We start from the raw sequence: 26,232 nt of genomic DNA, 5'->3' as shown, positions 1-26,232 counted from the left end.
TTAAAGGATATTTCCGTGGAAGCACTCAAAGAAATCAGAGCCGAAATCGATCAATTGGATCGAGAGTTGTTAGAAGTTTTTGCCAAACGTTTAGCGTTAGTCAAAAAGGTCGGAGAAATTAAACATCAACAAGGTTTGCCGATTTATGTACCGGAACGCGAAGCGGATATGCTGGCGGCTCGGCGTTCAGAAGCGGAAAAAATGGGCATACCTGCGGATTTAATTGAAGATGTGTTACGTCGTGTTATGCGGGAGTCTTACGCTAACGAACATGAACACGGTTTTAAAACCGTTAATCCGGCGATTAAAAAAATTGTTATTGTAGGCGGTAAAGGCAAATTAGGCGGCTTATTCGGGCGTTTTCTGACGGCTTCAGGCTACTTTGTGGAAGCGTTGGGAAGCAAAGATTGGGACAACGCAAAGGCTATTTTGGCCGGTGCAAATGCGGTAATCGTTTGTGTGCCTATCGTAAAAACCTTGGAAACCATTGAACGCTTAAAACCTTATTTAACGGAAGATATGTTATTAACGGATCTAACCTCCGTAAAACGCCGCCCGTTGGAAAAAATGCTGGAAATTCATCAAGGCGCGGTCGTAGGCTTGCATCCGATGTTTGGGCCCGATATCGCGAGCATGGCAAAACAGGTGGTTGTACGTTGCGACGGGCGTTATCCGGAGCGTTATCAATGGCTGTTGGAACAAATTCAAATGTGGGGCGCGCGAATTTATCAGGCGGATGCCGCCGAGCATGATCACAGCATGACCTATATTCAAGCATTACGTCATTTTGCCACCTTTGCCAACGGTTTACATCTTTCAAGACAACCGGTGAAATTAGCTAATTTATTAGCCTTATCTTCACCGATTTATCGTCTGGAACTTGCGATGATCGGGCGTTTATTTGCGCAAGACGGTAGTTTATATGCCGATATTATTATGGATAAGCCGGAAAACCTGGAAGTAATCGAAAGTTTAAAACAAAGCTATGAAGACAGCTTAAAATTCTTTGAAAACGGTGATAGAGAAGGCTTTATTAAAACCTTTAACAAAGTGAGAGAATGGTTCGGCGATTATTCGGAACAATTTATGAAAGAAAGCCGTCAACTGCTGCAACAAGCTAACGATTATCGTCATAATAGTCTCTGATTTTTATCGTTTTTCAATAAAAGTGCGGTTGAGTTTTTGGCAATTTTATTTTTACTTTTTCACGATTTTCTACCGCCATATTTTCTTTTACAGCTAAAAATCTGTAGAATAGAACGCCTTTTTATAGCGGAGAGAATAATGAGTACAAGCTTAAATATTGCAATAGCGGCAAATTTCGATTTATGTGAAAAAATTGCAAGCTATTTAGAAGAAAGTTTATTGGAAGTGGAAAAACTTTCGATTGTAGAAATTTATCCTTTTTCAGAAGAACAGGGAATTCGTTTTAACGGTAAAGCCGTAGCTCAATTACCCGTTGATGAAGTGGAATGGTCCGATTTTAACTACTTGTTCTTTGCGGGTGATTTAGCGCATATTCCGTTATTGGCAAAAGCATCGGAAGCCGGTTGCCTGACTATTGAAATGAACGGCGTTTGTTCGGCATTGGCGGATGTACCGGTGGTCATCCCCGGTGTGAACGAAGAGCAATTAAGAGATTTACGCCAACGTAATATTGTATCCTTACCCGATGCTCAGGTTACTCAGTTTGCTTTGTCCGTTCGTTCCTTATTGAATAACGCATCCAATGCGCAAATCGTGGTCAGCTCGTTATTGCCCGCATCTTATTATGATGCCGACGGCGTACATAAATTAGTAGGACAAACGGCTAAATTATTAAACGGCATTCCGCCGGATGAAGAAGAAATGCGTTTTGCATTCGACGTATTTCCTGCCAAATCGTTGAATTTAAACGCTCAATTACAGCGCGTCTTTCCGCAATTAGAGAATGTGGTGTTCCACCAAATCCATGTACCTGTATTTTACGGGCTCGCCCAAATGGTTACGGTAAAAGCTGAATTTGAACCGGAACAAGACTCGATCTTAGCCGAATGGAGTACGAATGATTTTATTCGTTATCATCAGGATAAAGTGATGACGCCGGTACTAAACGGTGAAGCGGAAAATCACGAAGATGAAGTACATTTACAAATCAGCGCGTTAGAATCCGTTGAAGGCGGTATTCAATACTGGCTGGTTGCGGATAATCAGCGTTTTTCCCAGGCGTTTTTAGCCGTTAAATTACTGGAATCCATTTACCGGCAAGGTTATTAACCATATTGAGGTGAGTTTAACGGCTCACCTTTTGTTTTTCTCACGTTTTTTTCGCTAAAATAGACCGCACTTTAGGGCTTGTGGATGTCTTGATAAAAATATTAGAATGATATTAGAGTCGGTTTATCTTTTATAACCGGTTGCGTTGTCGCCTAAAATAGCCGCCGGCCAGCCGTAAAATACTGTGAATAGCACAAACCCTATTAACAAAATTTACAACGACGCATATGGCTATTTGGCTATTTTAGGCGCAACCCGAAGGGACGAGCTTATTTTTCCGATTTTTAATGACTTGAAAAAATGCAAAAACTTACCGCACTTGATCCGATTTCAACGCCCTTGAATTCAACCCTGTTAATTGAAGCTTCCGCAGGTACGGGGAAAACCTTTACCATGGCTTCCTTGTATTTGCGTTTATTACTGCAAGCCGGTGAAAACTGCTTTTTTAAGCCTTTAGAAGTGGAACAAATCTTAGTGGTCACCTTTACGGAAGCCGCAACTCAAGAGCTACGGGAACGAATTCGTCACCGCATTCATTTAGCAAAAAAACAATTAACGCAATATGCTGAAAATAAAAATAAGCAGGTTTTTTACGGGACGGAAAATGAGATTTTAGCGGATTTAGTTGATAGCTTAGAATTACCCGTTGCCATTCAACGACTGAAAATTGCCGAGCAAAATATGGATCTCGCCGCAATTTACACCATTCACGGTTTTTGCCGCCGAATGTTAGTACAATATGCCTTTAATTCGGGCATTCATTTTAATTTGCAGTTAGTAAAAGATGAAACCGAATTATTAACCCGTTTCAGCAATGAATTATGGAGGGAACATTTTTACAACTTATCCTTTAGTCTCACAAATTTTATTCACCGGAATCTGAAATCACCAACGGATGTGCTGCAAAAAATCAGAAAATTCGTCACCAGTGAAAATTTAAACGTCGAACTCAACGAACCTCACTTATTACAGCTTGAGTTTAACCGCTTTCTCTCTCAATATATTGAAAAAAACATCAATGAAATCAATCAATTGAAAACAGCATGGATAGAGTCCGAAAATGAAATTCAGCGGTTAATCGAAAAAGCGAAAACGCAAAAATTAATTAAAGGCGCTTCTTACAAAGCGAATCATTTGCCCGGCAGGTATGAAAAAATCCGCCAATGGGCACAGGATGAAACGGATTTTTCTATCCCCGAACCTTTAAGCAAGTATTTTTCTCAATCCGCCGTTGATTCTTATCTCACTAAAAACGAACCTGTCAATCACGCCGTTTTTAAACAGGCGGATAGTGCGGTAGAACGGGCACAATCCACGGAATTATACGTCAAAGTCATTTTGTATCACTATATTCAGTGGATGCGTGATAAATTAGATCGGTATAAGGCTTCGCACCAAGAGAAAAGTTTTGACGATTTATTGCGTTTACTGAAAGAAGCCGTCGTTTCTCCGGAACATGGAAATGAATTGGTTAAGCTGATTCGTTATCAATATCCTTTTGCCATGATTGATGAGTTTCAGGATACGGATGCACAGCAATACCAAATTTTTTCTAAAATTTATATCGAATCAGCGCAAGCCGAAACCGGCTTTATTATGATTGGTGACCCGAAACAGGCTATTTATCAATTTCGCGGCGCGGATATTTTTACTTATTTAAAAGCTGCACAACAGGCAAAATACCATTTTACCTTGGGTAAAAATTATCGTTCTGAAGGTAATTTAATTCATGCGGTGAATCAACTTTTTAATTTTTCTTCAGCACAACCTTTTTTATACGAAAATATTGAGTTTTCTTCCGTCGAACCAGGAAAAGCTCAAGGGCGTTTTATATTAAACGAGCAACAAGAAGCACCGCTTGGCGTTTATCTAGGTGAAGAACCGAGCGATGAACAACTGGCGGAAACTTGCGCTAATTGCATTTCTCAATGGTTACAACTTGCCCTGCGGGAATGTGCCGGTATTCAAACCGCGGAAAAATTTTTACCGCTAGAACCGAAAGATATCGCCGTTCTGGTACGTAACGCAAAAGAAGCCGAATTAATTAAAAATGCATTGCAGGCACGGCAGATTTCATCCGTTTATTTATCGGATAAAAGCAATGTGTTTGATTGTAATGAAGCAAAAGAATTATTGCTGATCTTGCAAGCCTGTTTAAACCCTTTTAGCGAACGTAATATAGTAAATGCCATAGCTACCGCTATTTTTTGCCTAACCGGCGCGGACATTCAACATATTAAACAACATGAAACGGATTGGGAAAAGTGGATTGATCGCTTTGTCGGCTATCAACGCAGCTGGCGGCAACAAGGTGTACTTGCTATGCTGCATCAACTTTTTTTAGCCGAACAGATTCCGCAAAAACTGATTAATATGCCAAACGGCGAACGCCGGGTGACTGATTTATTCCATTTAGCGGAATTATTGCAGGAAGCTACAACGCTTAATGAAAGTGATGCGGCGCTGTTGCGTTGGTTTGAACGTCAAATTCGCGGCGAAAATACTCAAGACGAAAATATCATTCGTTTGGAGAGCGAACAGCAATTAGTCAAAATCGTCACTATTCATAAATCCAAAGGGTTGGAATATAACCTGGTTTGGCTACCGTTTATCAGTGCTAAAGCTAAAGTGAACCCGCAACATATCTCCACTTATTACAATGCGCAAGCGCAGGCTGTGCAATGGGATATGGATGCCTGCCATAATGACGAAGTGATAAAAGAACGTTTGGCGGAAGAAATGCGCTTACTTTATGTGGCGCTGACTAGAGCAAAATATCATTTAGCGATGGCGTTGCCTGATAACTTTACTAAAAACTGGAACGCTTTGCTTTATGCTCTGACTCGCGGAAAAATCGGCATACAAGCTAAATTAACCGACGAATACCAAACCAAGCCCCTTTTAGACGACTTTGCACAACGTATTTCGCCGGCAAATATACATTATTATCAAACGGATGAAATCCAAGGAGGGGGTTATCAGCAAAAAGATAATCATGCCCAATATGTAGCCCAAGAATTCCACGGAAAAATTGAGCGGGACTGGACTATAAGCAGTTTTACCTCTTTAACTCAAATGCACGAATGGAACAGTCAAAAAGGCAGACATGAAGCCTTTAATCCTATTGTAACGACAGAAAGTGCGGTCAATTTTTCTCTAATTTTAGATGAAGCCAAAGATATTGATTTAACTTTTTTACCTAAAATAAACGAGGACGAAAATAATTTTAGTGACATTGTAACGGGATATCGGCAAGGTTATTCGCCTTTTGATTTTCCCCATGGTATTAATGTGGGGACGGCATTGCACCGTTTTTTTGAAAAAAATGAATTTAATCAACCAATTAGTGACGAATATGTAAAAAATTTATGCCAAACCATACAATTAAGCGAAGAATGGAAACAGCCTTTAATTCAATGGATTGAAGCAATTCTTACCACGCCGCTATTTAATGGGGAGCCTTTAAATCTGGCTCAATTAGATAAAAAAGACTGCATAAAAGAAATGCAATTCTATTTAAAACTGGAAGGACGGTTTAAGTTGCATTCTTTCAATCGGTTGCTGCAAAAATACCATACAATCAAACGAGAGCCTTATTTATTTGATGAAATCCAAGGCATGTTGAGAGGATTTATCGATTTGGTTTTTCGTCATGAAAGCAAATATTATGTGCTGGATTACAAATCAAATTTCTTAGGAAAAGACATGGCGTTTTATGCGCGGTCGCAATTAACCGACGTAATGAAAAATCATCATTATGATTTGCAATATTTGCTTTACACCTTAGCAATTCACCGCTATTTAAAACAACGTGTGGCGGATTACGATTATGACAGCCATTTCGGCGGCGTAATTTATTGTTTTTTACGGGGTATGAACGGGCGTAATCCGGATTACGGCATTTATTCCGCAAAACCTGCGCAGGAACTAATCGAAGGGTTGGATAATTTATTTTAGTCGGTAATGTTATGTTAGAAATTTTAGCAAAATTACAACAGGAAAATGTGATCACCGCAGGGGATTATCATTTTGCCAAAATGATTGCGGAAAAATGCGAAGAAGGAACGGATAAAAGTTCAAGGACAAAAAATAATTTAACGGCTTTACTTGCCGCACTTTGTAATTACAGTCATCAGCAAGGAAATACTTGTTTATTCCTTGAAGAACAGATTAAATCGAATTTATTCGGGCTGGCTTATCGCGCTTTAGAGCAGGATTATTTACAACAAATTGATGAAAAAATCGGATATTTACCTGTAGCTCAATGGCAGCAAATATTAAAATCCCATATCGCCTTTACAACAGAACCGAAAACGAAAATTGCACCCTTCGTTTTTCAATTCAATGCGTTATATTTTTATCGTGTTTGGCAGGATGAATATTTGGTAGCTAGTTACCTGAAAAGTGCGGTCAAAAATAGTAAAGTTTTGGCAGAACAACCGGATACGAAAATAATCCATCACCTAATCGGTGAAAATACCGGCTTAAACCAAGGGCAAAAGATTGCTATTGCAACCGCACTCCGTCAACAATTTTGCCTGATTTCGGGCGGACCGGGAACCGGAAAAACCTATACGGTGGCGAGATTATTGGTTGCTCTGCAACAACTACATCAAGGCAAATTACAGATAAAATTAGCCGCACCCACCGGAAAAGCCGCCGCACGTTTAACGGAAAGTATTGAAAACGCCCTACAGCAAATGACGTTGTCTGCAAAATTAAAGCATTGCATTCCAACTGAGGCAATGACAATTCATCGTTTACTTGGCGGACGGAGCTTTAAATTCAATGCTCAAAATCCTTTGCCGTTAGATGTACTGGTAATAGACGAGGCCTCAATGATAGATTTAGCATTGATGTCAAACTTACTGCAAGCCTTGCCAAGTCATGCGCGACTGATTTTATTAGGTGATAAAGACCAACTGGCGTCAGTGGAGGCCGGAGCGATTTTAGGCGAGTTAGGGCAGTTTTTAGAACAGGGTTACAGTGCTTCCTTTATCGATTATTTAAACCGGGTAACGGATTCGCATTTGGCGTTCAACTCGGTTCAAGGCGATGAAATCCGGGATTATTTATCTCACTTGACGGAAAGTCGGCGTTTTGATGAAAAATCTGCAATCGGACATTTGGCAAAAGCAATGAATTCCGCAGAAATTGACCGCAGTTTGCAGTTGTTTTCCCAATTAGAAGATATTGAATATGTTGATTTTAACCGTTATTTTGCTAACGGCATTCAGCCCGAATCCTCCGCCGAGTATTTAGCTTATTGCGTTAACCTAGTCGTTGAACGTGCGGTACGGGAATATCGGGATTATCTACTGGAAATTGAAACCCGATCAGCAAAAAGCGAATTAACGGAGCAGGATATCGAAAAAATCTTTGCCGGTTTCAAAAAAGTGCGTTTTTTATCCGCACTTCGGCTTGGTGAATTAGGCGTTGAAAAGCTGAATCTGTCTATTGCGGAAGGTTTGCGCCGACAAAATTTAATTCAATTTAAAAACAGTAGGGATTGGTATCAGGGGAAACCGGTGATGATCATTCAAAATGATGCCAACGTAGGGCTTTGCAATGGCGATATCGGGTTGTTTATTCAGGGGAAAGTTTGGTTTGAATTAGGCGAAAATCATTATCGTCGCATTTCGCCAAGCCGGATACCGAGCCATGAAACCGCATTTGTAATGACGGTGCATAAATCTCAGGGGTCGGAATTCAATCACGCATTTTTAGTATTGCCGACGGAAAACGTACCGGTCTTATCCAGAGAGCTTGTTTATACCGCGGTGACTCGCGCAAAACAGCGATTCACTTTGTTTGCTACGGATAATATCTGGAAAAGTGCGGTCAGAAAACAGGTAAAAAGACAAAGCGGTTTAGGCCGCTTATTGATTGAAAATATTTAACAATCAATGTGTTAACATCAAAAAAATTTGACGCATTAAGTTTCGCTACCTAAATTCAGCCCGCTTAAAAATTCTACAAAAGCTTTCACCTTGGCCGCCAGATGACGGCGATGCGGATAAACCGCATGAATATCGAGCAATTGTTGTTTGAATTCGGGCAACACTTCGATCAATTCACCGGAAGCCAATTCTTCTTCCACTAAAAAACGGGGCGAATTAATAATGCCTAAATCCGCTTTGGCTAACTGTACTAAGGTCAATCCGTTATTGCACACCATTTTTGAACGCATTTTCACCCGTTGGATTTTCCCTTTGTTGGCAAATTCCCAATAAATCTGATTACCGATAGCTTTATAAAGCAGGCACTGATGATATTGCAAGTCCTCAGGTTTTCTTGGGGTACCGTAGCGACGTAAATATTCCGCGGATGCCGCAAAGTGCATACTGGTAGTGGCAAGTTTTTTTGCAACTAAGGTACTGTCTTGCAGGGAACCGATACGTAGTGCTAAATCATAGCCTTCCGCCATTAAATCCACGCGACGATCGCTAAATTCCATTTCGACGTGTAAATTAGGATTTGCACTAATAAAGGCGGGGAGGGTAGGCGTAATAAATTTCAAGCCGAAATCCATCGGGACGGATACCACCAAATTGCCTTGTAATGAGGTAGAAAGATCACTAATACTTGAATCCGCTTCTTTAAGCTCTAATAAAATAGGCTGGCAACGCTGATAATAAACCAATCCGGCCTCCGTAGGCACGATTTTACGGGTGGTACGTTGCAACAAACGAGTTTTCAGATGTTCTTCTAATTGGGCAACTAATTTACTTGCCATCGCCACGGAAATATTTTCCAGCGCAGCGGCTTGAGTAAAGCTTTGGCTTTCGATAATACGACAAAAAACCGAAATTGCATTGAGTTTATCCATTTATTTCACCTTTTTTAAAAAAGTTGTTGACCAATTAATAGTTCGTTGGGCAATATAGCGGCGAGATTTGAAATGCCCGCAACAAAGTCATTAGTTTATGATAGTATAAACCGTTCACAAACAACCTTTCTTGATAATTTTTTCTAAAAGTTGTGATTATTTCAAATATAAGTGTTAATTTAAAGCTTATGCGCATTTCGGTAACATGCCGTACAATTCGTACAATTTAAAATGTGCACAAGTTCCAATAGAATTTTATATAAAAACAACAATTCAGGTAATAAAAAATGAGCAAATCCTTGGTTATTGTGGAGTCGCCGGCTAAAGCGAAAACCATTAATAAATATTTAGGTAGTGATTATGTAGTGAAATCAAGTGTGGGACATATACGCGATTTACCGACTGCGGGCGCATCAACAGGAGAAAAAGCCAAGCCGGTCTCTACCAAAGGATTAACTGCAGAAGAAAAACAGGCGCTAAAAACGGAAAAAGAAAAAAATGCGCTTGTTAAACGGATGGGCATCGACCCTTATCACGGCTGGAAAGCAAATTATCAGATTTTGCCGGGCAAAGAAAAAGTGGTTGCCGAGCTCAAATCTCTAGCCAAAAAAGCCGACCATATTTATCTCGCAACCGACTTGGATAGAGAAGGGGAAGCGATCGCGTGGCATTTGCGAGAAGTAATTGGCGGTGATGACAATCGTTTCAGCCGGGTGGTTTTTAACGAAATCACTAAAAATGCCATTAAACAGGCATTTGAAAAGCCGGAACATTTGAATTTAGACCGCGTAAACGCCCAGCAGACACGCCGTTTTTTAGACCGCGTTGTGGGCTTTATGGTGTCGCCGCTATTATGGAAAAAAGTCGCCCGTGGGTTATCCGCCGGCCGCGTTCAGTCTGTTGCGGTAAAATTAGTGGTAGAACGTGAACGCGAAATTAAAGCTTTTCAACCACAGGAATATTGGGAAGTCGCCGTTGTCACAAAAACTGCGGACAATCAAAAAATTACTCTTGATGTAGCGGAATATAAAGGGAAAAGATTTGATCCTAAAAATGAAACCGAGGCGCAAAGTGCGGTAGATTTTTTAGCAAAATCCGATTACTTCGTCTCTGCGCTTGAAACAAAACCGACAACTTCAAGACCGCGAGCGCCTTTTATTACCTCAACTTTGCAACAAACCGCCAGCACGAGATTAAATTTCAGCGTAAAAAAAACCATGATGTTGGCACAGCGTTTGTATGAAGCCGGCTACATTACCTACATGCGTACCGATTCGACAAACCTGAGCCGGGATGCGTTAAATATGGCTCGAAGTTATATTGAACGCAATTTCGGCGAAAAATATTTACCTGAAAAACCGAATTTTTACTCAAGCAAAGAAAATGCCCAGGAAGCCCACGAAGCTATCCGCCCGTCGGATGTCAATATTTCCATGAATGATTTGCAGGGCATGGAAAAAGACGCTGTCCGTTTATATGATTTAATTTGGCGCCAGTTTGTCGCTTGTCAAATGCCGGCGGCACAATACGACAGCACCACATTGACGGTAAAAGCGGGGGATTACGAGCTAAAAACTAAAGGCAGAATCCTACGTTTCGACGGTTGGACAAAAGTATTGCCGCAGCTTGGCAAATCTGCGGAAGATCAAGAATTGCCGGCATTGAATGTACATAATAAATTGGCATTAGATGAAATTCAGCCAAGCCAGCATTTTACCAAACCGCCTGCACGTTTTACCGAAGCGGCATTAGTAAAAGAACTGGAAAAACGTGGAATCGGGCGCCCTTCAACCTATGCGGCAATTATTTCAACCATTCAGGAACGCGGTTATGTGAGAACGGAAAACCGCCGTTTCTATGCGGAAAAAATGGGTGAAATTGTTACAGATCGTTTAAATCAGTCTTTTGCCCATCTTATGAGCTATGATTTTACCGCAAGCATGGAAGATATGCTGGATCAAATTGCCACTGGTAAAAAAGACTGGAAAACGGAATTAAACCAATTTTTTAAAGATTTTTCCGGTCAATTAACCACCGCGGAACTAGATGAATTGGAAGGCGGCATGAAGCCGAACAGCTTAGTACTAACGGATATTCAATGTCCGACCTGTGGTCGCCCTATGGCAATCCGCACAGCAAGTACCGGTGTGTTCCTCGGTTGTTCCGGTTACGCTTTAGCGCCGAAAGATCGTTGTAAGACGACCATTAATTTGATTCCCGAAGCGGAATTATTAAACGTATTGGATGATGCTTCAGAAACTAAAGCCTTGATGGAACGCAAACGCTGTCCGAAATGCGATACCGCAATGGACAGTTATATTATTGATCCGCATCGTAAAATTCATATTTGCGGGAATAACCCGAACTGTGAGGGTTATCTCATTGAACAAGGTACTTTCAAAATCAAAGGCTACGACGGACCGATTGTGGAATGTGATAAGTGCGGCTCGGATATGCACTTAAAATTAGGTCGTTTCGGCAAATATATGGCTTGTACCGCTTGCGATAATACGCGCCGAATTCTGGCTAACGGCGAGGTAGCGCCGCCAAAAGAAGAGCCGATTGCGTTCCCTGAATTAAAATGTGAAAAAGCCGATGCTTATTTTGTATTAAGAAACAGCGCCGTTGGAGTCTTTATGTCGGCGCATAATTTCCCACGGGTTCGCGAAAGCCGCCCGGCAAAAGTGGCCGAGCTGGCTCAATATCGCGAACGTTTGCCGGAAAAATTACAATATTTGGCGGATGCGCCGCAGCAGGATCCTGAAGGCAACCCGGCGATTATCAGTTTTAGTCGTAAAGAAAAACATCAATACGTCACTTCTGAAAAAAACGGTAAGAAAACCAAATGGATTGTTGACTATATTGACGGCAATTGGATTGAACGTAAAAAATAATCAGTAATGGTGTAAAAGTGCGGTAGAATTTCTCAAAATTTCTACCGCACTTTTTTATGTATAAATGAACTTTTTTACTTAACTAAAATAAAAATTTATCTTCTTTACAAAATTTTTGTGATCTCCGTTAAATTTTCAAATATTGCTTATTGATAAATAAGCGGGATTTATTAACATAAAGAGCGTTTAGGAAATAAGGCACAAGTCTTATTATATGTAGTAAGTTGTCTGTAAGGACTAGCCGATAGGGGTAATTCTATGGAAGTTGGTGTTGTAAAATGGTTCAATAATGCTAAGGGATTTGGATTCATTAATGCGGAAGGAAGTGATGCGGATATTTTTGCACACTATTCAGTCATCGAAATGGATGGTTACCGTTCATTAAAAGCCGGACAAAAAGTGAATTTTGAAGTTGTACATGGTGAAAAAGGCTCACACGCAACTAAAATTATTCCTATTTTAGAATAATTCGCTAAACACTCTTTTTATTTGTCATCTTATTTAAAAATAATTAAAGGCGGGATGTGAACCTGCCTTTCGTTATTTTAAACATTGAAAAAATCTTTTATATATTTAAATAGCCGTCTATGGACGAATCCAAAATGGATTCGATGTCGGTTTTAATTTCTTCTTCGCTTTTCTTAATATCATAATGGCTTTGCAAATTCAGCCAGCTTTCCGCATCCGTACCGAAAAATAGCGCTAATCGCACAGCGACATCCGCAGTAATCGGACGTTTGCCCGTTGCAATTTCACTGATTTTGCGAGGAGAAAGCAAAATTCCCTGGGCTAATTCAAATTGTGTAATGCCTAATGGTTTCAGCCATTCTTCGTAAAGAATTTCACCGGGATGAACTAAATGAAAACAGGTACAATTGCTATTACTCATACTAAACCTCTTTCATATCCACTAATTTCACATCTGTCGGGCTATTATGATCCCATAAAAATAATAAACTCCATTGTTCATTGATTTTCAGATTGTAATAGGAAACATGATTGTACAGAGTGGTTTCCAGCTTGTTATTAGGCAATTTGGTTAGAAACTCCAAAGAAGTTGCAGCATTAAGCTGCTGTAATTTCCGAATGGCTAATCTTTCGCAAGAAATAAAGCGAACGAATCTTTCTCCGTTAAAAAATCTTTTTGTATCCGGGCAGGCAAAATGCATTATCATAAAGTCTATAACCTCAATAAAAATTAATTATCTAAATAACTTTTAAATATAGAAACCTAAGGGGAAGTCTTTATAAATTAAATAATTTTTAAAAACATCATCCCCGTGTTAATTTTGTGATCTATATCACAAAATTAACGTTTGCGTAGATATTATTTAAACAAATTGGTTAAAAAATAGATTGTGTTTATTCATGAATATTACTATGCTTGATAATGAGAATTTATTCTCAATTCAAATAATTATGGTCAATCTATTTATTAAAGGAGATAGAAAATGGCATTAGGTTGGTATGAACTCAAATTAGCGAAAGACGGACAATTTATGTTCAATTTAAAAGCTGCTAATAGCCAAGTTATCTTGACAAGCGAACTTTATCGCTCCCGTGCGGCGGCGGAAAACGGTATTGCCTCCGTACAAAAAAATGGTGGTGATGAAAAAAATTTTGAATTCAGAGAAAATAAAAATGGCGAACCTTATTTCATCTTAAAAGCGCAAAATCATCAGGAAATCGGGCGTAGCGAATATTATTCATCAAAAGCGGCGGCGCAAAACGGGGTAAACTCAGTGATGAACAATGCGGCAACTACAGTGATAAAAGACATAACCAAATCATAGAAAGTTAACTAAAAAAAGAATGGGTGAGCCAGTTTGTGCTCACCTTTTTTTAATCCTTAAAAAATTTTCTATCTACAAAAAGTGCAGTCAAAAATATTAATTTTTTAAATTAGTTAGAACAATACTTTAAAAGCAATAACAATTTATATAATAGATTGTGATAATTTTTTGCAAATTTCGCTCAAAAACATAATAAAACGTGATTTTTTAATGAGTTAGTATTATTATAACAAACATTTTATCAAATAAGACAAATACATAGAGGACAGGTATGCAAAACCTAAAAGAAATTACGGAACAAGCCCGTGCAGCTCTGGACGAATTGCATGATAAAGGGTTAGACGCATTAGAAGCGTTTCGTGTTGAATACTTTGGTAAAAAAGGTCATTTTACCCAATTAATGCAAGGTTTACGTAATGTTGCGGCGGAAGAACGTCCTGCCGTAGGTGCTAAAATTAACGAAGCGAAACAAGCGGTTTTAGATATTTTAAACGCTAAAAAAGAAGCGTTTGAAAAAGCGGCATTAAATGCACAGTTAGAAAAAGAACGTATTGATGTGAGCTTACCGGGGCGTAAAGTAGAGCTTGGCGGTTTGCATCCGGTTTCGTTAACTATCGAACGGGTAACAAAATTTTTCTCTGAATTAGGGTTTAGCGTAGAGAGCGGTCCTGAAATCGAAAGCGATTATTACAATTTCGATGCGTTAAATATTCCGAAACATCACCCGGCTCGTGCCGATCACGATACGTTCTGGTTCAATCCGGAATTATTACTTCGTACCCAAACCTCCGGCGTGCAAATCCGCACCATGGAGAAAAAACAGCCGCCTATCCGTATTATGGTTCCTGGTAAAGTTTATCGTAACGATTACGACCAAACGCATACGCCGATGTTCCACCAAATCGAATTACTGTATGTAGATAAAAAAGTAAACTTTACCGAGTTAAAAGGTGTACTTTACGATTTCTTACGCGCGTTTTTTGAAGAAGATTTGCAAGTACGTTTCCGTCCTTCTTATTTTCCGTTCACAGAGCCTTCCGCCGAAGTGGATATTATGGGCAAAAACGGAAAATGGCTGGAAGTACTGGGTTGCGGTATGGTGCACCCTAACGTATTGCGTAGCGTAGGTATCGATCCTAATGAATATTCCGGTTTTGCCGCCGGTATGGGGGTTGAACGTTTAACCATGTTACGCTACAACGTCACGGATTTACGTTCGTTCTTCGAAAACGACCTACGTTTCTTAAAACAATTCAAATAATTTAGAGTGAGAGATAATAATGAAATTCAGTGAACAATGGGTACGCGAGTGGGTCAATCCTGCCGTTAATACGGAACAATTATGCGATCAAATCACCATGCTTGGTTTGGAAGTCGACGGCGTTGAAGCTGTTGCCGGCGAGTTCAATGGTGTTGTAGTCGGCGAAGTAGTCGAATGCGCGCAGCATCCCGATGCGGATAAATTACGCGTGACCAAAGTCAATGTAGGCGGCGAACGTTTATTAGATATCGTGTGCGGTGCGCCAAACTGCCGTCAAGGTTTAAAAGTTGCCTGTGCGATTGAAGGCGCCGTATTACCGGGCGATTTTAAAATTAAAAAGACCAAATTACGCGGTCAACCTTCCGAAGGTATGCTTTGTTCTTATCGCGAACTAGGCATGTCGGAAGATCACAGCGGTATTATAGAATTACCGGCTGATGCGCCTGTAGGTAAAGATTTCCGCGAATATTTAATATTAGACGATAAAGAAATTGAAATCAGTTTAACTCCGAACCGCGCCGATTGTTTAAGTATTGCCGGTGTTGCTCGTGAAATCGGTGTCGTTAATCAATTAGCGGTAACTGAACCTGCGATTAATCCGGTTCCTGTTACTTCTGACGAAAAAGTGGCAATTAACGTATTGGCGCCTGAAGCTTGCCCGCGTTATTTATTACGTTCGGTTAAAAATGTGAACGTAAATGCCGAAACGCCGGTCTGGATGAAAGAAAAATTGCGGCGCTGCGGTATTCGTTCAATTGATCCGATTGTGGATATTACTAATTTCGTATTACTTGAATTAGGTCAACCAATGCATGCTTTCGATGCGGCAAAATTAGCGCAACCGGTTCAAGTACGTTTTGCTGCGGACGGTGAAGAACTGGTTTTATTAGACGGTACCACCGCAAAATTACAATCGAACACGCTGGTGATTGCAGACCAAACAGGTCCGCTCGCTATGGCAGGGATTTTTGGCGGCCAGGCAAGCAGTGTAAACGCACAAACCAAAGATGTAATTCTTGAAGCGGCGTTTTTCGCACCTTTAGCTATTACAGGTCGTGCCCGTCAATACGGTTTACATACGGATTCCTCTCATCGTTTTGAACGGGGAGTGGATTTTGAATTGCAACATAAAGCAATGGAAAGAGCCACCTCACTTTTAGTGGAAATCTGCGGCGGTGAAGTCGGTGAGATCTGTGAAGTTGTCAGCGAAACCCATTTGCCTAAACTGAATAAAGTTCAGTTACGCCGTAGCAAATTAGACGCGCTTTTAGGTCATCATATTGAAACGGAAACCGTAACGGAAATTTTCCACCGCTTAGGTTTGCCGGTAAGTTATGAAAATGAGGTATGGACGGTAACATCGGCAAGCTGGCGTTTCGATATTGAAATCGAAGAAGATTTGATTGAAGAAATCGCTCGTATTTATGGTTATAACAGCATTCCGAATAATGCGCCGTTAGCGCATTTAAGTATGCGCGAACACCATGAATCCGACCTTGAATTATCAAGAATCAAGCTAGCGCTGGTCGGTAATGATTTCCACGAGGCTATTACTTATAGTTTTGTTGATCCTAAACTTCAATCGATTTTGCATCCTGAGCAAGCCGCCTGGATTCTGCCTAACCCGATTTCCAGCGAAATGTCGGCAATGCGCGTTTCATTATTAACGGGCTTGTTAGGCGCGGTAGTTTATAACCAAAACCGTCAACAAAACCGTGTTCGTTTGTTTGAAACGGGCTTACGTTTTATCCCGGATGAAAGCGCCGAATTCGGTATTCGTCAGGAATTGGTATTTGCCGCCGTTATGACCGGTTCCCGCCTAAGCGAACATTGGGCGAGCAAAGCCGAACCCGCCGATTTCTTTGATTTAAAAGGTTATATTGAAAATCTTTTATCATTAACAAAGGCCGGTCCTTATATTAAATTTGTCGCCAAAGAATTCCCGGCATTCCATCCGGGGCAATTTGCAGCTATTGTTTTAGACGGTGAAGAAATCGGTTATATTGGTCAACTCCATCCGATGGCGGCACAAAAACTCGGAATTAACGGTAAAGCCTTTGCTTGTGAACTAATTGTTGATAAAGTTGCCGAACGCAATGTAGCAAATGCTAAAGAAATTTCTAAATTCCCGGCTAACAAGCGTGATTTAGCGCTTGTGGTTGCAGAAAATATTGCGGCAAGTGATATTCTTGACGCTTGTCGTGAAGTGGCTGGAAATAAATTAACTCAAGTGAATTTATTTGATGTTTATCAAGGTCAAGGCGTGCCTGAAGGTCATAAAAGCCTGGCTATTAGCCTGACTATTCAAGATACTGAAAAAACTCTTGAAGAAGACGATATCAATGCGGTAATTTCTGTTGTATTATCTGAGTTAAAAGATCGTTTTAATGCTTACTTAAGAGATTAAATTTATGACTTTAACTAAAGTAGAACTTGCGGACAACCTGATTGAAAAACACGGTTTAAATAAATCTGAAGCGAAGGCTTTAGTAGAGGATTTTTTCGAAGAAATTCGAGTTGCTTTAGAAAAAGGTAATGATGTTAAATTATCAGGTTTCGGCAATTTTGAATTACGCGAGAAAGCATCCAGACCCGGACGTAATCCAAAAACAGGTGAAAGCGTTCCTGTTTCGGCCCGCAGGGTGGTTGTTTTCAAACCGGGTCAAAAATTACGGGCTCGCGTTGAAAAAACTAAACCTAAAAGCTAATTAGTTGTTTTTACATTAGTTATTTAATATTCGGCTATCTGCAAACTTTTGTAGATAGCCTGTCTTGTTTGAGGGAATGCCATGAGAACTAAGATAAAAACATTTTGTTTAACAATATCAGTGGCTATTTTGTCTGCTTGTTCCTCTAATATATCCTCAATTACCTATAAAGGGCGAATCGACGACCCGATTATGGCAATAGTTCTGCTAAGCGAACAACAGCGGGAATGGGCCGGAGCACCTTATGTATTGGGTGGTGTCAGTAGAAGCGGAGTAGATTGTTCGGGATTTGTGCAAACCACATTTATGGACAGATTTAATATCGCGCTACCAAGAACAACCGCCGCGCAATCGGGCTATGGTCAGAAAATCAGTCTGTCCGATATTCAAACCGGTGATCTTGTTTTCTTTAAAACCGGGCGTGGTCCTAACGGCTATCATGTGGGCATTTATGTGAAAAATGATAAATTCCTGCATGCATCTACAAAAGGCGGCGTGATTTATTCTTCAATGAATAGCCCTTATTGGAAAAATGCCTACTGGCAAACAAGACGAATTTAATCCTTTATACAAAAAAGTGCGGTAAAATTTACCGCACTTTTTGTCTTAATTCACTTCTTTAAATCGAATCAATTGCCCGTTATTTACAAAATCTTCCGTATCTTCATCAATGATTGGTGTTTGCGGCAATTCTTCCTTATCAAAAGCAATATCGCCTTCAACGCCTTTCGGTAGCTGTCCCCGTTTTATATTTTTGAAATCAAATAAATTCGGGTCGCATAAATGAGACGGCGTGATATTTTGAATCGCACTGAACATGGTTTCAATTCGTCCCGGATAGCGGCGATCCCAAGTTTGCAGCATTTCCTTAATAACCTGGCGCTGTAAATTAGGTTGAGAACCGCATAAATTGCAAGGAATAATCGGGAATTGTTTCGCGACGGCATATTTCTCAATATCTTTTTCTTTACAGTAAGCCAACGGACGAATAACAATCTGTTTGCCGTCGTCACTGACTAATTTAGGCGGCATGGATTTTAATTTTCCGCCATAAAACATATTTAAAAATAAGGTTTCAAGCATATCGTCACGATGATGACCCAGCGCGATTTTAGTTGCGCCTAATTCTGTTGCCGTACGATATAAAATACCGCGACGTAAACGAGAGCAGAGCGAACAGGTTGTTTTTCCTTCAGGGATTTTTTCTTTTACGATGCCATAGGTATTTTCTTCGACAATTTTATATTCCACACCGATGGAACTTAAATACTCAGGCAAAATATGTTCGGGAAAGCCAGGTTGTTTCTGGTCCAGATTTACCGCCACAATATCGAAATGAACCGGTGCGTTGTGACGAAGATTTAACAGAATATCCAGCAGCGTATAGCTGTCTTTACCGCCGGAAAGACAAACCATCACTTTATCACCGTCTTCAATCATATTGAAATCGGCAATGGCATTACCTACGTTACGACGTAACCTTTTTTGTAATTTATTAAAATTATAAATCTGTTTTTTATTTTCTTTTGTTTCTAATTCGGTCATTTATTTATCTTAATTTTTTAGGTTAAACATAAAAGCCCGCGTATAGTACGGCTTTCTTTTGAAATTTCCAATAAAAATTATTTAAAACAGCCGCAAGCCCGTTAAGTTGCTTAATTTTTGTTGCAATTTCAAGCTGAAAGATCCTTCAAAATAGGCTATAATCTTGAACAATTTTTTATATTTCAAAAATAGATTGTGAGAAATCTTTAATGCTTGAAACATCACAAACCATTCCCGAATTGGTATCTTGGGCAAAAGAACGCGAATTTTCCCTGAACTTACCGACAGAACGTCTTGCCTTTTTACTTGCTATCGCCATTTACAACGCCGAACGTTTTGACGGTGAAATGGTCGAATCTGATCTTGTGGATATTTTCCGTCATGTGTCTAATGAGTTTGAACAATCCAAAGAAACCATTGCAACCCGGGCCAACAATGCGATTAACGAATTGGTTAAACAGCGCTTTTTAAACCGTTTTAGCAGTGAATTCACGGAGAGTTTATCCATTTACCGCTTAACGCCTTTAGGCGTAGGCGTTTCGGACTATTATATTCGTCAACGGGAATTTTCCGCCTTACGTCTTTCCGTGCAGTTAGCCATTGTCGCCAATGAAATCCAACGCGCCTCAGAGCTTGCGGAAGAAGGTACCGCCAAACAGGAAGACGAATATTATTGGCGCCGCAACGTATTTGCGCCGTTGAAATATTCCGTAGCGGAAATCTTTGACAGCATTGATTTATCGCAACGTATTATGGATGAAAATCAGCAGAGCATTAAAGAGGAAATTGCCGAACTTTTAACCAAAGATTGGCAGGCCGCGATTGCAAGTTGTGAGCGTCTGTTAGACGAAACCTCGGGCAATTTGCGGGAATTACAAGATACCTTAAATGCCGTCGGCGATAAATTGCAGGAACAATTATTACGTATTCAGGATTGTGTTATCGGGCGTGATGACCTGTATTTTATCGATCAATTGATTACCGACCTGCAGGCAAAATTAGACCGGATTATCAGTTGGGGGCAACAAGCCATCGACTTATGGATTGGCTACGATCGTCATGTACATAAATTTATCCGTACCGCTATTGATATGGATAAAAACCGGGTATTTTCGCAACGTTTGCGCCAATCTATCCATAATTATTTCGATATGCCTTGGTATCTGTGGACTGCGCAGGCGGATCGCTTGATTGACCTGCGGGATGAAGAATTAGCCTTGCGTGATGAAGATGCTCTCGGCGAATTACCGGAAGAATTAGAATACGAACAACTCTCCGATTTACATAATCAAATTGTCGATTATATGCAAAATCTGCTAATTGCACAGCGTGAACGTAATCAACCTATCAACTTAAGCCTCGTATTAAAAGAACAGCTGGAAGGGTATCCGTTGGCCCGTCATTTTGACGTGGCGAGAATTATTGTGGATCAGGCGGTACGCCTCGGTATGGCAAGCGCGGATTTATCCGGTACTTATCCGCAGTGGCAGGAAATAAACAATCGGGGAGCCGAAGTTCAGGCTCATATGATTGATGAGTATAAATAATTTGAAAAAAACGACCGCACTTTTGTAAAAATCGAATATTTCACCGAAAACATAATGTGAAAGGCGGAAAATAACTTCCGCCCGACAAAGAGAACAATAATATGAACGAAAACCTTCAAGAACTTATTCCGACTAAACTTGCAGCGGCAATTGCAAACCCGTTGTTTCCGGCAGTGGACAGCCAATTACGTTCAGGCAGACATATCGGGCAAGAATATTTAGATAATTTTGCTTTTTTAGCTGATTTTCAAAACGAATTAGATATGTTTTATCGTCGTTATAACGTAGAACTTATTCGTGCCCCCGAAGGTTTCTTCTATTTAAGACCAAAAGCAACCACATTAATCGCCCGCTCCGTGCTGAGCGAGTTGGAAATGCTGGTTGGTAAAGTGCTTTGTTATTTATACTTAAGTCCGGAACGGTTAGCGCAACAAGGTATCTTCAGCGTACAGGAAGTGTATGACGAATTGCTCAATCTGGCGGATGAAAGTAAATTGCTTAAAACGGTTAACCAACGTTCTTCAGGTTCCGACCTGGATAAACAGAAACTGGCGGAAAAAGTGCGGGCTGCGGTGAACCGTTTACGCCGTCTTGGTATGATTCATACCGTCGGCGAACAAAACAGTGGTAAATTTACCATTTCCGAATCGGTATTCCGTTTCGGGGCGGAAGTACGCAGCGGCGATGATCCTCGCGAAGCGCAATTACGTCTGATTCGCGATGGGGAAGCGGCAACGCCGGATTCTTTATCACAGGAAAAAAGTGCGGTCAAAAATGATGAAGAAATTGAAGATGAATTAGACGAAGGGTTAGGAGAAGAAGAATAATGTCAGAAGAATTAGAACTAGAAAGTGAATTCCTGCCGGAAGAAAAGAGCGAAACCATTGTTCCGGCAACGGTTCTTACACAATCCGCCGGCATTGAACGCGGTAAATTCCGTTCTTTAACTCTGATTAACTGGAACGGTTTTTTTGCCCGTACTTTCGATTTGGACGAATTGGTCACAACCCTTTCGGGCGGTAACGGTGCGGGTAAATCCACAACCATGGCGGGCTTTGTGACGGCATTAATTCCGGATCTCACTCTTTTGCATTTTCGCAATACCACGGAAGCCGGCGCAAGCGGCGGTTCCCGTGATAAAGGTCTGCACGGCAAATTACGCCCGGGCGTATGTTATGCCGTGTTGGATGCGGTAAATTCCCGTCAACAGCGGATCTTAGCCGGTGTGCGTTTGCAGCAGGTTGCCGGTCGGGACAAAAAAGTCGATATTAAAACTTTTTCAATTCAAGGTTTGGAAATTTCTCAAAATCCGACCGCAGTTTTAACGGAAACCGTCTCCCAACGTCAGGCGCGCGTATTAAGCCTGACGGAATTAAAAGACCGCATTGAAGAACAGGGCGCGCAATTCAAGCAATATCATTCCGTTGCCGATTATCACGCCATGATGTTTGAACTGGGTATGATTCCGCGCCGTCTGCGTTCGTCTTCCGATCGCAGCAAATTCTATAAATTAATCGAGGCATCCCTTTACGGCGGTATTTCAAGTGCTATTACCAAATCGTTGCGTGATTATTTATTGCCTGAAAACCTAGGCGTTCGTAAAGCATTCCAGGATATGGAATCGGCGTTGCGCGAGAACCGCATGACCCTTGAAGCCATTAAAATGACTCAATCCGATCGTGATTTATTCAAGCATTTAATCACCGAAACCACTAATTATGTGGCCTCCGATTATATGCGCAATGCCAATGAACGTCAGGGAAATATCGAAACCGCACTTAGTTTCCGCAAAGAATGGTATGCGGCGAAGTCGGAGCAGGATTTATCTCAACACCGTCTAATTGATTTAAGCCGTGAAGCCGCCGAATTAACCGAAAATGAGAAAGCCTTAGAGATAGATCATCAAAGCGCTTCCGATCATTTAAATCTGGTATTGAATGCATTACGTCACCAGGAACGTATTGAACGCTATCAAGAAGATGTAAACGAATTAACGGAAAAACTGGAAGAACAAAAAATTGTGGTTGAAAACGCTAACGAACAGTTAGAAGAAAGCCAACTACAATTTGAAACTTTAGAAACGGAAGTTGACCAAATCCGAGGACAGTTGGCGGACTATCAACAAGCTTTAGATGCACAGCAAACCCGCGCATTGCAATACCAACAGGCGATTCAGGCTTTAGAGAAGGCAAAAGCGCTTTGCGGGCTGGCGGATTTATCCGTTAAAAATGCCGAAGTCTATCATGAAGAATTTGAAGCTCAGGTTGAAACCTTAACGGATCGCGTGTTGCAATTAGAGCAAAAAATGTCTATTTCCGAAGCGGCAAAAACGCAGTTTGACAAAGCTTATCAATTGGTTTGCAAAATTGCCGGTGAAATTCCCCGCTCTGCGGCATGGGACAGTGCAAAAGAATTATTACGCGAGTATCCGACACAAAAATTACAGGCACAACAAACACCGCAATTAAGAGCAAAGTTACATGAACTTGAACAGCGTTATCAACAACAGCAAAGTGCGGTCAAAATTTTAAAAGATTTCAATCAACGTGCCGGGTTATCATTAGAAACTGCTGATGAATTAGAAGATTATCATGCGGAACAAGAGGCGTTAATTGAAAACCTAACGGCCGAATTCTCGGAACAGGTGGAAACCCGTTCGACCTTACGCCAAAAACTGGAACAATTAACCGCACTTTTTGAAGAAAAAGCACGTTCGGCGCCCGCCTGGATTACGGCGAAATCCGCATTGGAACGTTTAACGGAACAAAGCGGCGAACAATTTGAAGACAATCAGGATGTAATGAATTTCATGCAGGCTCAATTGGAGAAAGAGCGTGAATTCACCATGCAGCGGGATCAACTGGAGCATAAACGTCAGCAGCTGGACGAACAGATTTCACGTTTAAGCCAGCCGGACGGCTCGGAAGATGCCCGTTTAAATGTGCTGGCCGAACGTTTTGGCGGCGTATTGCTTTCCGAATTATATGATGATGTGGCGATTGAAGACGCACCGTATTTTTCGGCGCTTTACGGCCCGGCACGTCATGCCATCGTGGTACGGGATCTGAATGCGGTGAAAGAGCAATTAGCCCATTTGGATGATTGCCCCGATGATCTATATTTAATCGAAGGTGACCCGGCCGCCTTTGACGATAGCGTACATTCCGCACAAGAACTCGCGCAAGGCGTTGTAGTTCAAGTTTCAGAGCGTGAATTACGTTATTCTAAATTCCCTGAAATCCCGTTATTCGGCCGTGCCGCCCGTGAAAAATATTTAACGGAACTGGAAGCGGAACGGGACAAAATCGTCGAGCAATATGCGCAACGAGCCTTTGACGTGCAAAAGTGTCAACGTTTGCACCAACAATTCAGCCAGTTCGTCGGTTTGCATTTAGCACTGGCGTTTCAGCCAGACCCCGAACAGCAAATGCGCGAAATTAACCAACAACGCAATGAAATTAATCGGGAATTGACCGCACTTTCAACGGATGAACAGCAACTGCGGATTAAATTGGACAATGCCAAAGAGCAAATGCAATTGCTTAATAAGCTGATTCCGCAATTAAATGTGATTGCCGACGAAAGTTTATCGGATAAAGTGGAAGAGTGCCGCGAGCAATTGGATATTGCGGAGCAAGACGAAATCTTTATCCGTCAACACGGCATGACACTGTCACAATTAGAACCTATTGCGAATACGCTGCAAAGCGATCCTGAAAATTATGAACGTCTGAAAGATGATTTATATCAGGCTATCGATATGCAAAAACAAGCGCAACAAAAAGCCTTTGCATTAGCGGATGTCATTCATCGACAAGCGCATTTCAGTTATGAAGATACAGTGAAAACCGAAACCAATGATTTAAACGAAAAATTGCGCGTTCGTTTAGAACAGGTTCAGGCGAAACGCGAGCAACAACGGGATCAAGTCCGTCAAAAACAACAGCAATTCGCCCAATACAATCAGGTTTACATCCAATTGCAAAGTTCATTTGAAACTAAAAATCAAATGTTAAAAGAATTAATGGATGAAGTGGGCGAGTTGGGATTAACGGTTGACGAAAATTCCGAACAGCGTGCCCGCGTTCGTAAAGACGAATTACATCATCAACTTTCAACCAGCCGCCAACGCCGTTCGTTTGTGGAAAAACAATTGACTTTAATTGAAAGCGAAGCGGAAAATTTAACCCGTCGCATTCGTAAAGCAGAACGCGATTATAAGCAACAGCGGGAACTGGTGGTTGCGGCAAAAGTAAGCTGGTGTGTCGTATTGCGTTTATCCCGTAATTCCGATGTGGAAAAACGTTTAACCCGCCGCGAATTTGCTTATTTAAGTGCGGATGAGTTACGTTCAATGTCCGATAAGGCCTTAGGTTCCTTAAGAACGGCGGTGGCGGATAACGAATATTTACGCGATGCTTTACGTATTTCGGAAGATAGCCGTAAACCTGAAAATAAGGTCCGTTTCTTTATTGCGGTATATCAACATTTACGCGAGCGTATTCGTCAGGATATTATCAAAACCGATGATCCGATTGACGCTATCGAACAAATGGAAATCGAACTTTCCCGCTTAACCGACGAATTAACCGGTCGTGAGCAAAAATTAGCCATCAGTTCGGAATCCGTTGCCAATATTATGCGTAAAACCATTCAACGGGAACAAAACCGTATCCGTATGTTGAATCAGGGATTGCAGAATATTTCCTTCGGTCAGGTAAAATCCGTTCGTTTAGTGGTAAATATCCGGGATACCCATGCAATGCTGCTTGATGCCTTATCCGGTAATCAGGAAGAATACCAGGACTTATTCAACGACAACAGAATGACGTTCTCGGAAGCTATCGCAAAACTGTATCAACGCTTAAATCCGCATATCGATATGGGACAACGTACTGCGCAAACCATTGGTGAAGAATTATTGGATTACCGCAATTACTTAGACCTTCAAGTGGAGGTATATCGTGGCGCGGACGGTTGGTTGCAGGCGGAAAGCGGTGCGCTTTCAACCGGTGAAGCTATTGGTACGGGTATGTCAATTCTGCTTATGGTTGTCCAAAGCTGGGAAGAGGAAAGCCGCCGAATCCGCGGTAAAGATATTATTCCTTGCCGTTTATTATTCCTTGATGAAGCGGCGCGTCTAGACGGCAAATCGATTTCCACCTTGTTCGAACTTTGCGAACGTTTGGATATGCAGTTGCTTATCGCGGCACCGGAAAATATCAGCCCGGAAAAAGGCACCACCTATAAACTAGTACGTAAAATCTCCGGAAACCAGGAACATGTTCATGTAGTCGGATTACGGGGCTTCGGTGCAAAAGAATAAATAGTAAATTAATGGAAAAGTGCGGTCAAAAATTTCAAAGTTTTTTACCGCACTTTGTTTATATATACAAGAA

18 protein-coding genes are annotated in these 26,232 nt (G+C 41.1%); 14 read left to right on the top strand and 4 right to left on the bottom strand.

Features of this window, described 5'->3' with window-relative positions:
- The first annotated feature begins 15 nt into the window (after window positions 1-15).
- The 4 genes from tyrA to recD all read left to right on the top strand — a co-directional run bounded on the left by tyrA (window position 16) and on the right by recD (window position 8,156).
- The gene (tyrA, locus tag A4G13_RS03300; protein ID WP_011200277.1) at window positions 16-1,146 is read left to right on the top strand and encodes a bifunctional chorismate mutase/prephenate dehydrogenase; all 1,131 of its coding nucleotides are present in this window, start codon (window positions 16-18) and stop codon (window positions 1,144-1,146) included.
- Window positions 1,147-1,284: 138 nt separating this feature from the next.
- Window positions 1,285-2,256 (top strand): oxidoreductase, encoded by a 972-nt coding sequence (locus tag A4G13_RS03295; RefSeq protein WP_090653665.1) that lies wholly within the window; start codon window positions 1,285-1,287, stop codon window positions 2,254-2,256.
- Between the two features lie 300 nt (window positions 2,257-2,556).
- A complete protein-coding gene (gene recB, locus A4G13_RS03290; RefSeq protein ID WP_090653664.1) occupies window positions 2,557-6,213 on the top strand; it encodes an exodeoxyribonuclease V subunit beta in 3,657 nt (1,218 codons plus the stop codon).
- Window positions 6,214-6,224: 11 nt separating this feature from the next.
- Entirely contained in the window at window positions 6,225-8,156 is a 1,932-nt protein-coding gene (gene recD, locus A4G13_RS03285; RefSeq protein ID WP_090653662.1) for an exodeoxyribonuclease V subunit alpha, read from the top strand.
- Window positions 8,157-8,191: 35 nt separating this feature from the next.
- Here recD and A4G13_RS03280 read toward each other — a convergent pair whose 3' ends face one another.
- Complete coding sequence (locus tag A4G13_RS03280; RefSeq protein WP_011200272.1) at window positions 8,192-9,085, bottom strand: LysR family transcriptional regulator; 894 nt, start codon at window positions 9,083-9,085, stop codon at window positions 8,192-8,194.
- Window positions 9,086-9,372: 287 nt separating this feature from the next.
- Here A4G13_RS03280 and topA point away from each other — a divergent pair, with 287 nt between their 5' ends.
- Window positions 9,373-11,979: a type I DNA topoisomerase gene (gene topA, locus A4G13_RS03275; RefSeq protein WP_090653660.1), complete on the top strand. Its 2,607-nt coding sequence runs from the start codon at window positions 9,373-9,375 to the stop codon at window positions 11,977-11,979.
- Window positions 11,980-12,237: 258 nt separating this feature from the next.
- Window positions 12,238-12,447: a cold shock domain-containing protein CspD gene (gene cspD / locus A4G13_RS03270; RefSeq protein WP_011200270.1), complete on the top strand. Its 210-nt coding sequence runs from the start codon at window positions 12,238-12,240 to the stop codon at window positions 12,445-12,447.
- Window positions 12,448-12,544: 97 nt separating this feature from the next.
- Here cspD and A4G13_RS03265 read toward each other — a convergent pair whose 3' ends face one another.
- Both A4G13_RS03265 and A4G13_RS03260 read right to left on the bottom strand, forming a co-directional pair.
- The gene (locus A4G13_RS03265; RefSeq protein ID WP_090653658.1) at window positions 12,545-12,868 is read right to left on the bottom strand and encodes a HigA family addiction module antitoxin; all 324 of its coding nucleotides are present in this window, start codon (window positions 12,866-12,868) and stop codon (window positions 12,545-12,547) included.
- Between the two features lies 1 nt (window position 12,869).
- Window positions 12,870-13,148 (bottom strand): type II toxin-antitoxin system RelE/ParE family toxin, encoded by a 279-nt coding sequence (locus A4G13_RS03260; RefSeq protein WP_226977693.1) that lies wholly within the window; start codon window positions 13,146-13,148, stop codon window positions 12,870-12,872.
- A gap of 282 nt (window positions 13,149-13,430) precedes the next feature.
- Between A4G13_RS03260 and A4G13_RS03255 the strand changes: the two genes are divergently transcribed.
- The 5 genes from A4G13_RS03255 to A4G13_RS03235 all read left to right on the top strand — a co-directional run bounded on the left by A4G13_RS03255 (window position 13,431) and on the right by A4G13_RS03235 (window position 18,302).
- On the top strand, window positions 13,431-13,772 hold the full coding sequence (locus tag A4G13_RS03255) for a YegP family protein (protein WP_011200267.1): 342 nt from the start codon (window positions 13,431-13,433) through the stop codon (window positions 13,770-13,772).
- A 271-nt stretch (window positions 13,773-14,043) separates the two neighbouring features.
- Window positions 14,044-15,033: a phenylalanine--tRNA ligase subunit alpha gene (gene pheS, locus A4G13_RS03250; protein ID WP_090653656.1), complete on the top strand. Its 990-nt coding sequence runs from the start codon at window positions 14,044-14,046 to the stop codon at window positions 15,031-15,033.
- A 19-nt stretch (window positions 15,034-15,052) separates the two neighbouring features.
- Window positions 15,053-17,440 (top strand): phenylalanine--tRNA ligase subunit beta, encoded by a 2,388-nt coding sequence (gene pheT, locus A4G13_RS03245; RefSeq protein ID WP_090653654.1) that lies wholly within the window; start codon window positions 15,053-15,055, stop codon window positions 17,438-17,440.
- Window positions 17,441-17,444: 4 nt separating this feature from the next.
- The gene (locus tag A4G13_RS03240; protein WP_011200264.1) at window positions 17,445-17,741 is read left to right on the top strand and encodes an integration host factor subunit alpha; all 297 of its coding nucleotides are present in this window, start codon (window positions 17,445-17,447) and stop codon (window positions 17,739-17,741) included.
- Window positions 17,742-17,822: 81 nt separating this feature from the next.
- Window positions 17,823-18,302 (top strand): C40 family peptidase, encoded by a 480-nt coding sequence (locus tag A4G13_RS03235; RefSeq protein WP_011200263.1) that lies wholly within the window; start codon window positions 17,823-17,825, stop codon window positions 18,300-18,302.
- Window positions 18,303-18,347: 45 nt separating this feature from the next.
- On the opposite strand, the gene ttcA is transcribed toward A4G13_RS03235, so the two are convergent.
- Window positions 18,348-19,286, bottom strand: coding sequence for a tRNA 2-thiocytidine(32) synthetase TtcA (gene ttcA / locus A4G13_RS03230; RefSeq protein WP_011200262.1), 939 nt, complete (start codon window positions 19,284-19,286; stop codon window positions 18,348-18,350).
- 209 nt (window positions 19,287-19,495) lie between these two features.
- Here ttcA and mukF point away from each other — a divergent pair, with 209 nt between their 5' ends.
- From mukF to mukB, 3 genes are all read left to right on the top strand, one after another.
- On the top strand, window positions 19,496-20,833 hold the full coding sequence (gene mukF, locus A4G13_RS03225; protein ID WP_090653652.1) for a chromosome partition protein MukF: 1,338 nt from the start codon (window positions 19,496-19,498) through the stop codon (window positions 20,831-20,833).
- Between the two features lie 101 nt (window positions 20,834-20,934).
- Entirely contained in the window at window positions 20,935-21,660 is a 726-nt protein-coding gene (mukE, locus tag A4G13_RS03220; protein WP_090653648.1) for a chromosome partition protein MukE, read from the top strand.
- Window positions 21,660-26,159 (top strand): chromosome partition protein MukB, encoded by a 4,500-nt coding sequence (gene mukB, locus A4G13_RS03215; protein WP_011200259.1) that lies wholly within the window; start codon window positions 21,660-21,662, stop codon window positions 26,157-26,159. The genes mukE and mukB overlap by 1 nt, the downstream gene beginning before the upstream one ends.
- The last annotated feature ends 73 nt before the right edge of the window (window positions 26,160-26,232 follow it).

Source organism: Basfia succiniciproducens, from assembly GCF_011455875.1.
GTDB lineage: Bacteria > Pseudomonadota > Gammaproteobacteria > Enterobacterales > Pasteurellaceae > Basfia > Basfia succiniciproducens.
This window is presented reverse-complemented; position numbering and strand designations above follow the sequence as displayed.

Coding starts and splice junctions, on each gene's coding strand:
- mukB (WP_011200259.1), top strand. CDS start 21,660: ATGTCAGAAGAATTAGAACTAGAAAGTGAATTCCTGCCGGAAGAAAAG.
- A4G13_RS03260 (WP_226977693.1), bottom strand. CDS start 13,148: ATGCATTTTGCCTGCCCGGATACAAAAAGATTTTTTAACGGAGAAAGA.
- cspD (WP_011200270.1), top strand. CDS start 12,238: ATGGAAGTTGGTGTTGTAAAATGGTTCAATAATGCTAAGGGATTTGGA.
- pheT (WP_090653654.1), top strand. CDS start 15,053: ATGAAATTCAGTGAACAATGGGTACGCGAGTGGGTCAATCCTGCCGTT.
- A4G13_RS03255 (WP_011200267.1), top strand. CDS start 13,431: ATGGCATTAGGTTGGTATGAACTCAAATTAGCGAAAGACGGACAATTT.
- A4G13_RS03235 (WP_011200263.1), top strand. CDS start 17,823: ATGAGAACTAAGATAAAAACATTTTGTTTAACAATATCAGTGGCTATT.
- A4G13_RS03240 (WP_011200264.1), top strand. CDS start 17,445: ATGACTTTAACTAAAGTAGAACTTGCGGACAACCTGATTGAAAAACAC.
- A4G13_RS03265 (WP_090653658.1), bottom strand. CDS start 12,868: ATGAGTAATAGCAATTGTACCTGTTTTCATTTAGTTCATCCCGGTGAA.
- A4G13_RS03295 (WP_090653665.1), top strand. CDS start 1,285: ATGAGTACAAGCTTAAATATTGCAATAGCGGCAAATTTCGATTTATGT.
- recB (WP_090653664.1), top strand. CDS start 2,557: ATGCAAAAACTTACCGCACTTGATCCGATTTCAACGCCCTTGAATTCA.
- pheS (WP_090653656.1), top strand. CDS start 14,044: ATGCAAAACCTAAAAGAAATTACGGAACAAGCCCGTGCAGCTCTGGAC.
- A4G13_RS03280 (WP_011200272.1), bottom strand. CDS start 9,085: ATGGATAAACTCAATGCAATTTCGGTTTTTTGTCGTATTATCGAAAGC.
- recD (WP_090653662.1), top strand. CDS start 6,225: ATGTTAGAAATTTTAGCAAAATTACAACAGGAAAATGTGATCACCGCA.
- mukF (WP_090653652.1), top strand. CDS start 19,496: ATGCTTGAAACATCACAAACCATTCCCGAATTGGTATCTTGGGCAAAA.
- mukE (WP_090653648.1), top strand. CDS start 20,935: ATGAACGAAAACCTTCAAGAACTTATTCCGACTAAACTTGCAGCGGCA.
- topA (WP_090653660.1), top strand. CDS start 9,373: ATGAGCAAATCCTTGGTTATTGTGGAGTCGCCGGCTAAAGCGAAAACC.
- ttcA (WP_011200262.1), bottom strand. CDS start 19,286: ATGACCGAATTAGAAACAAAAGAAAATAAAAAACAGATTTATAATTTT.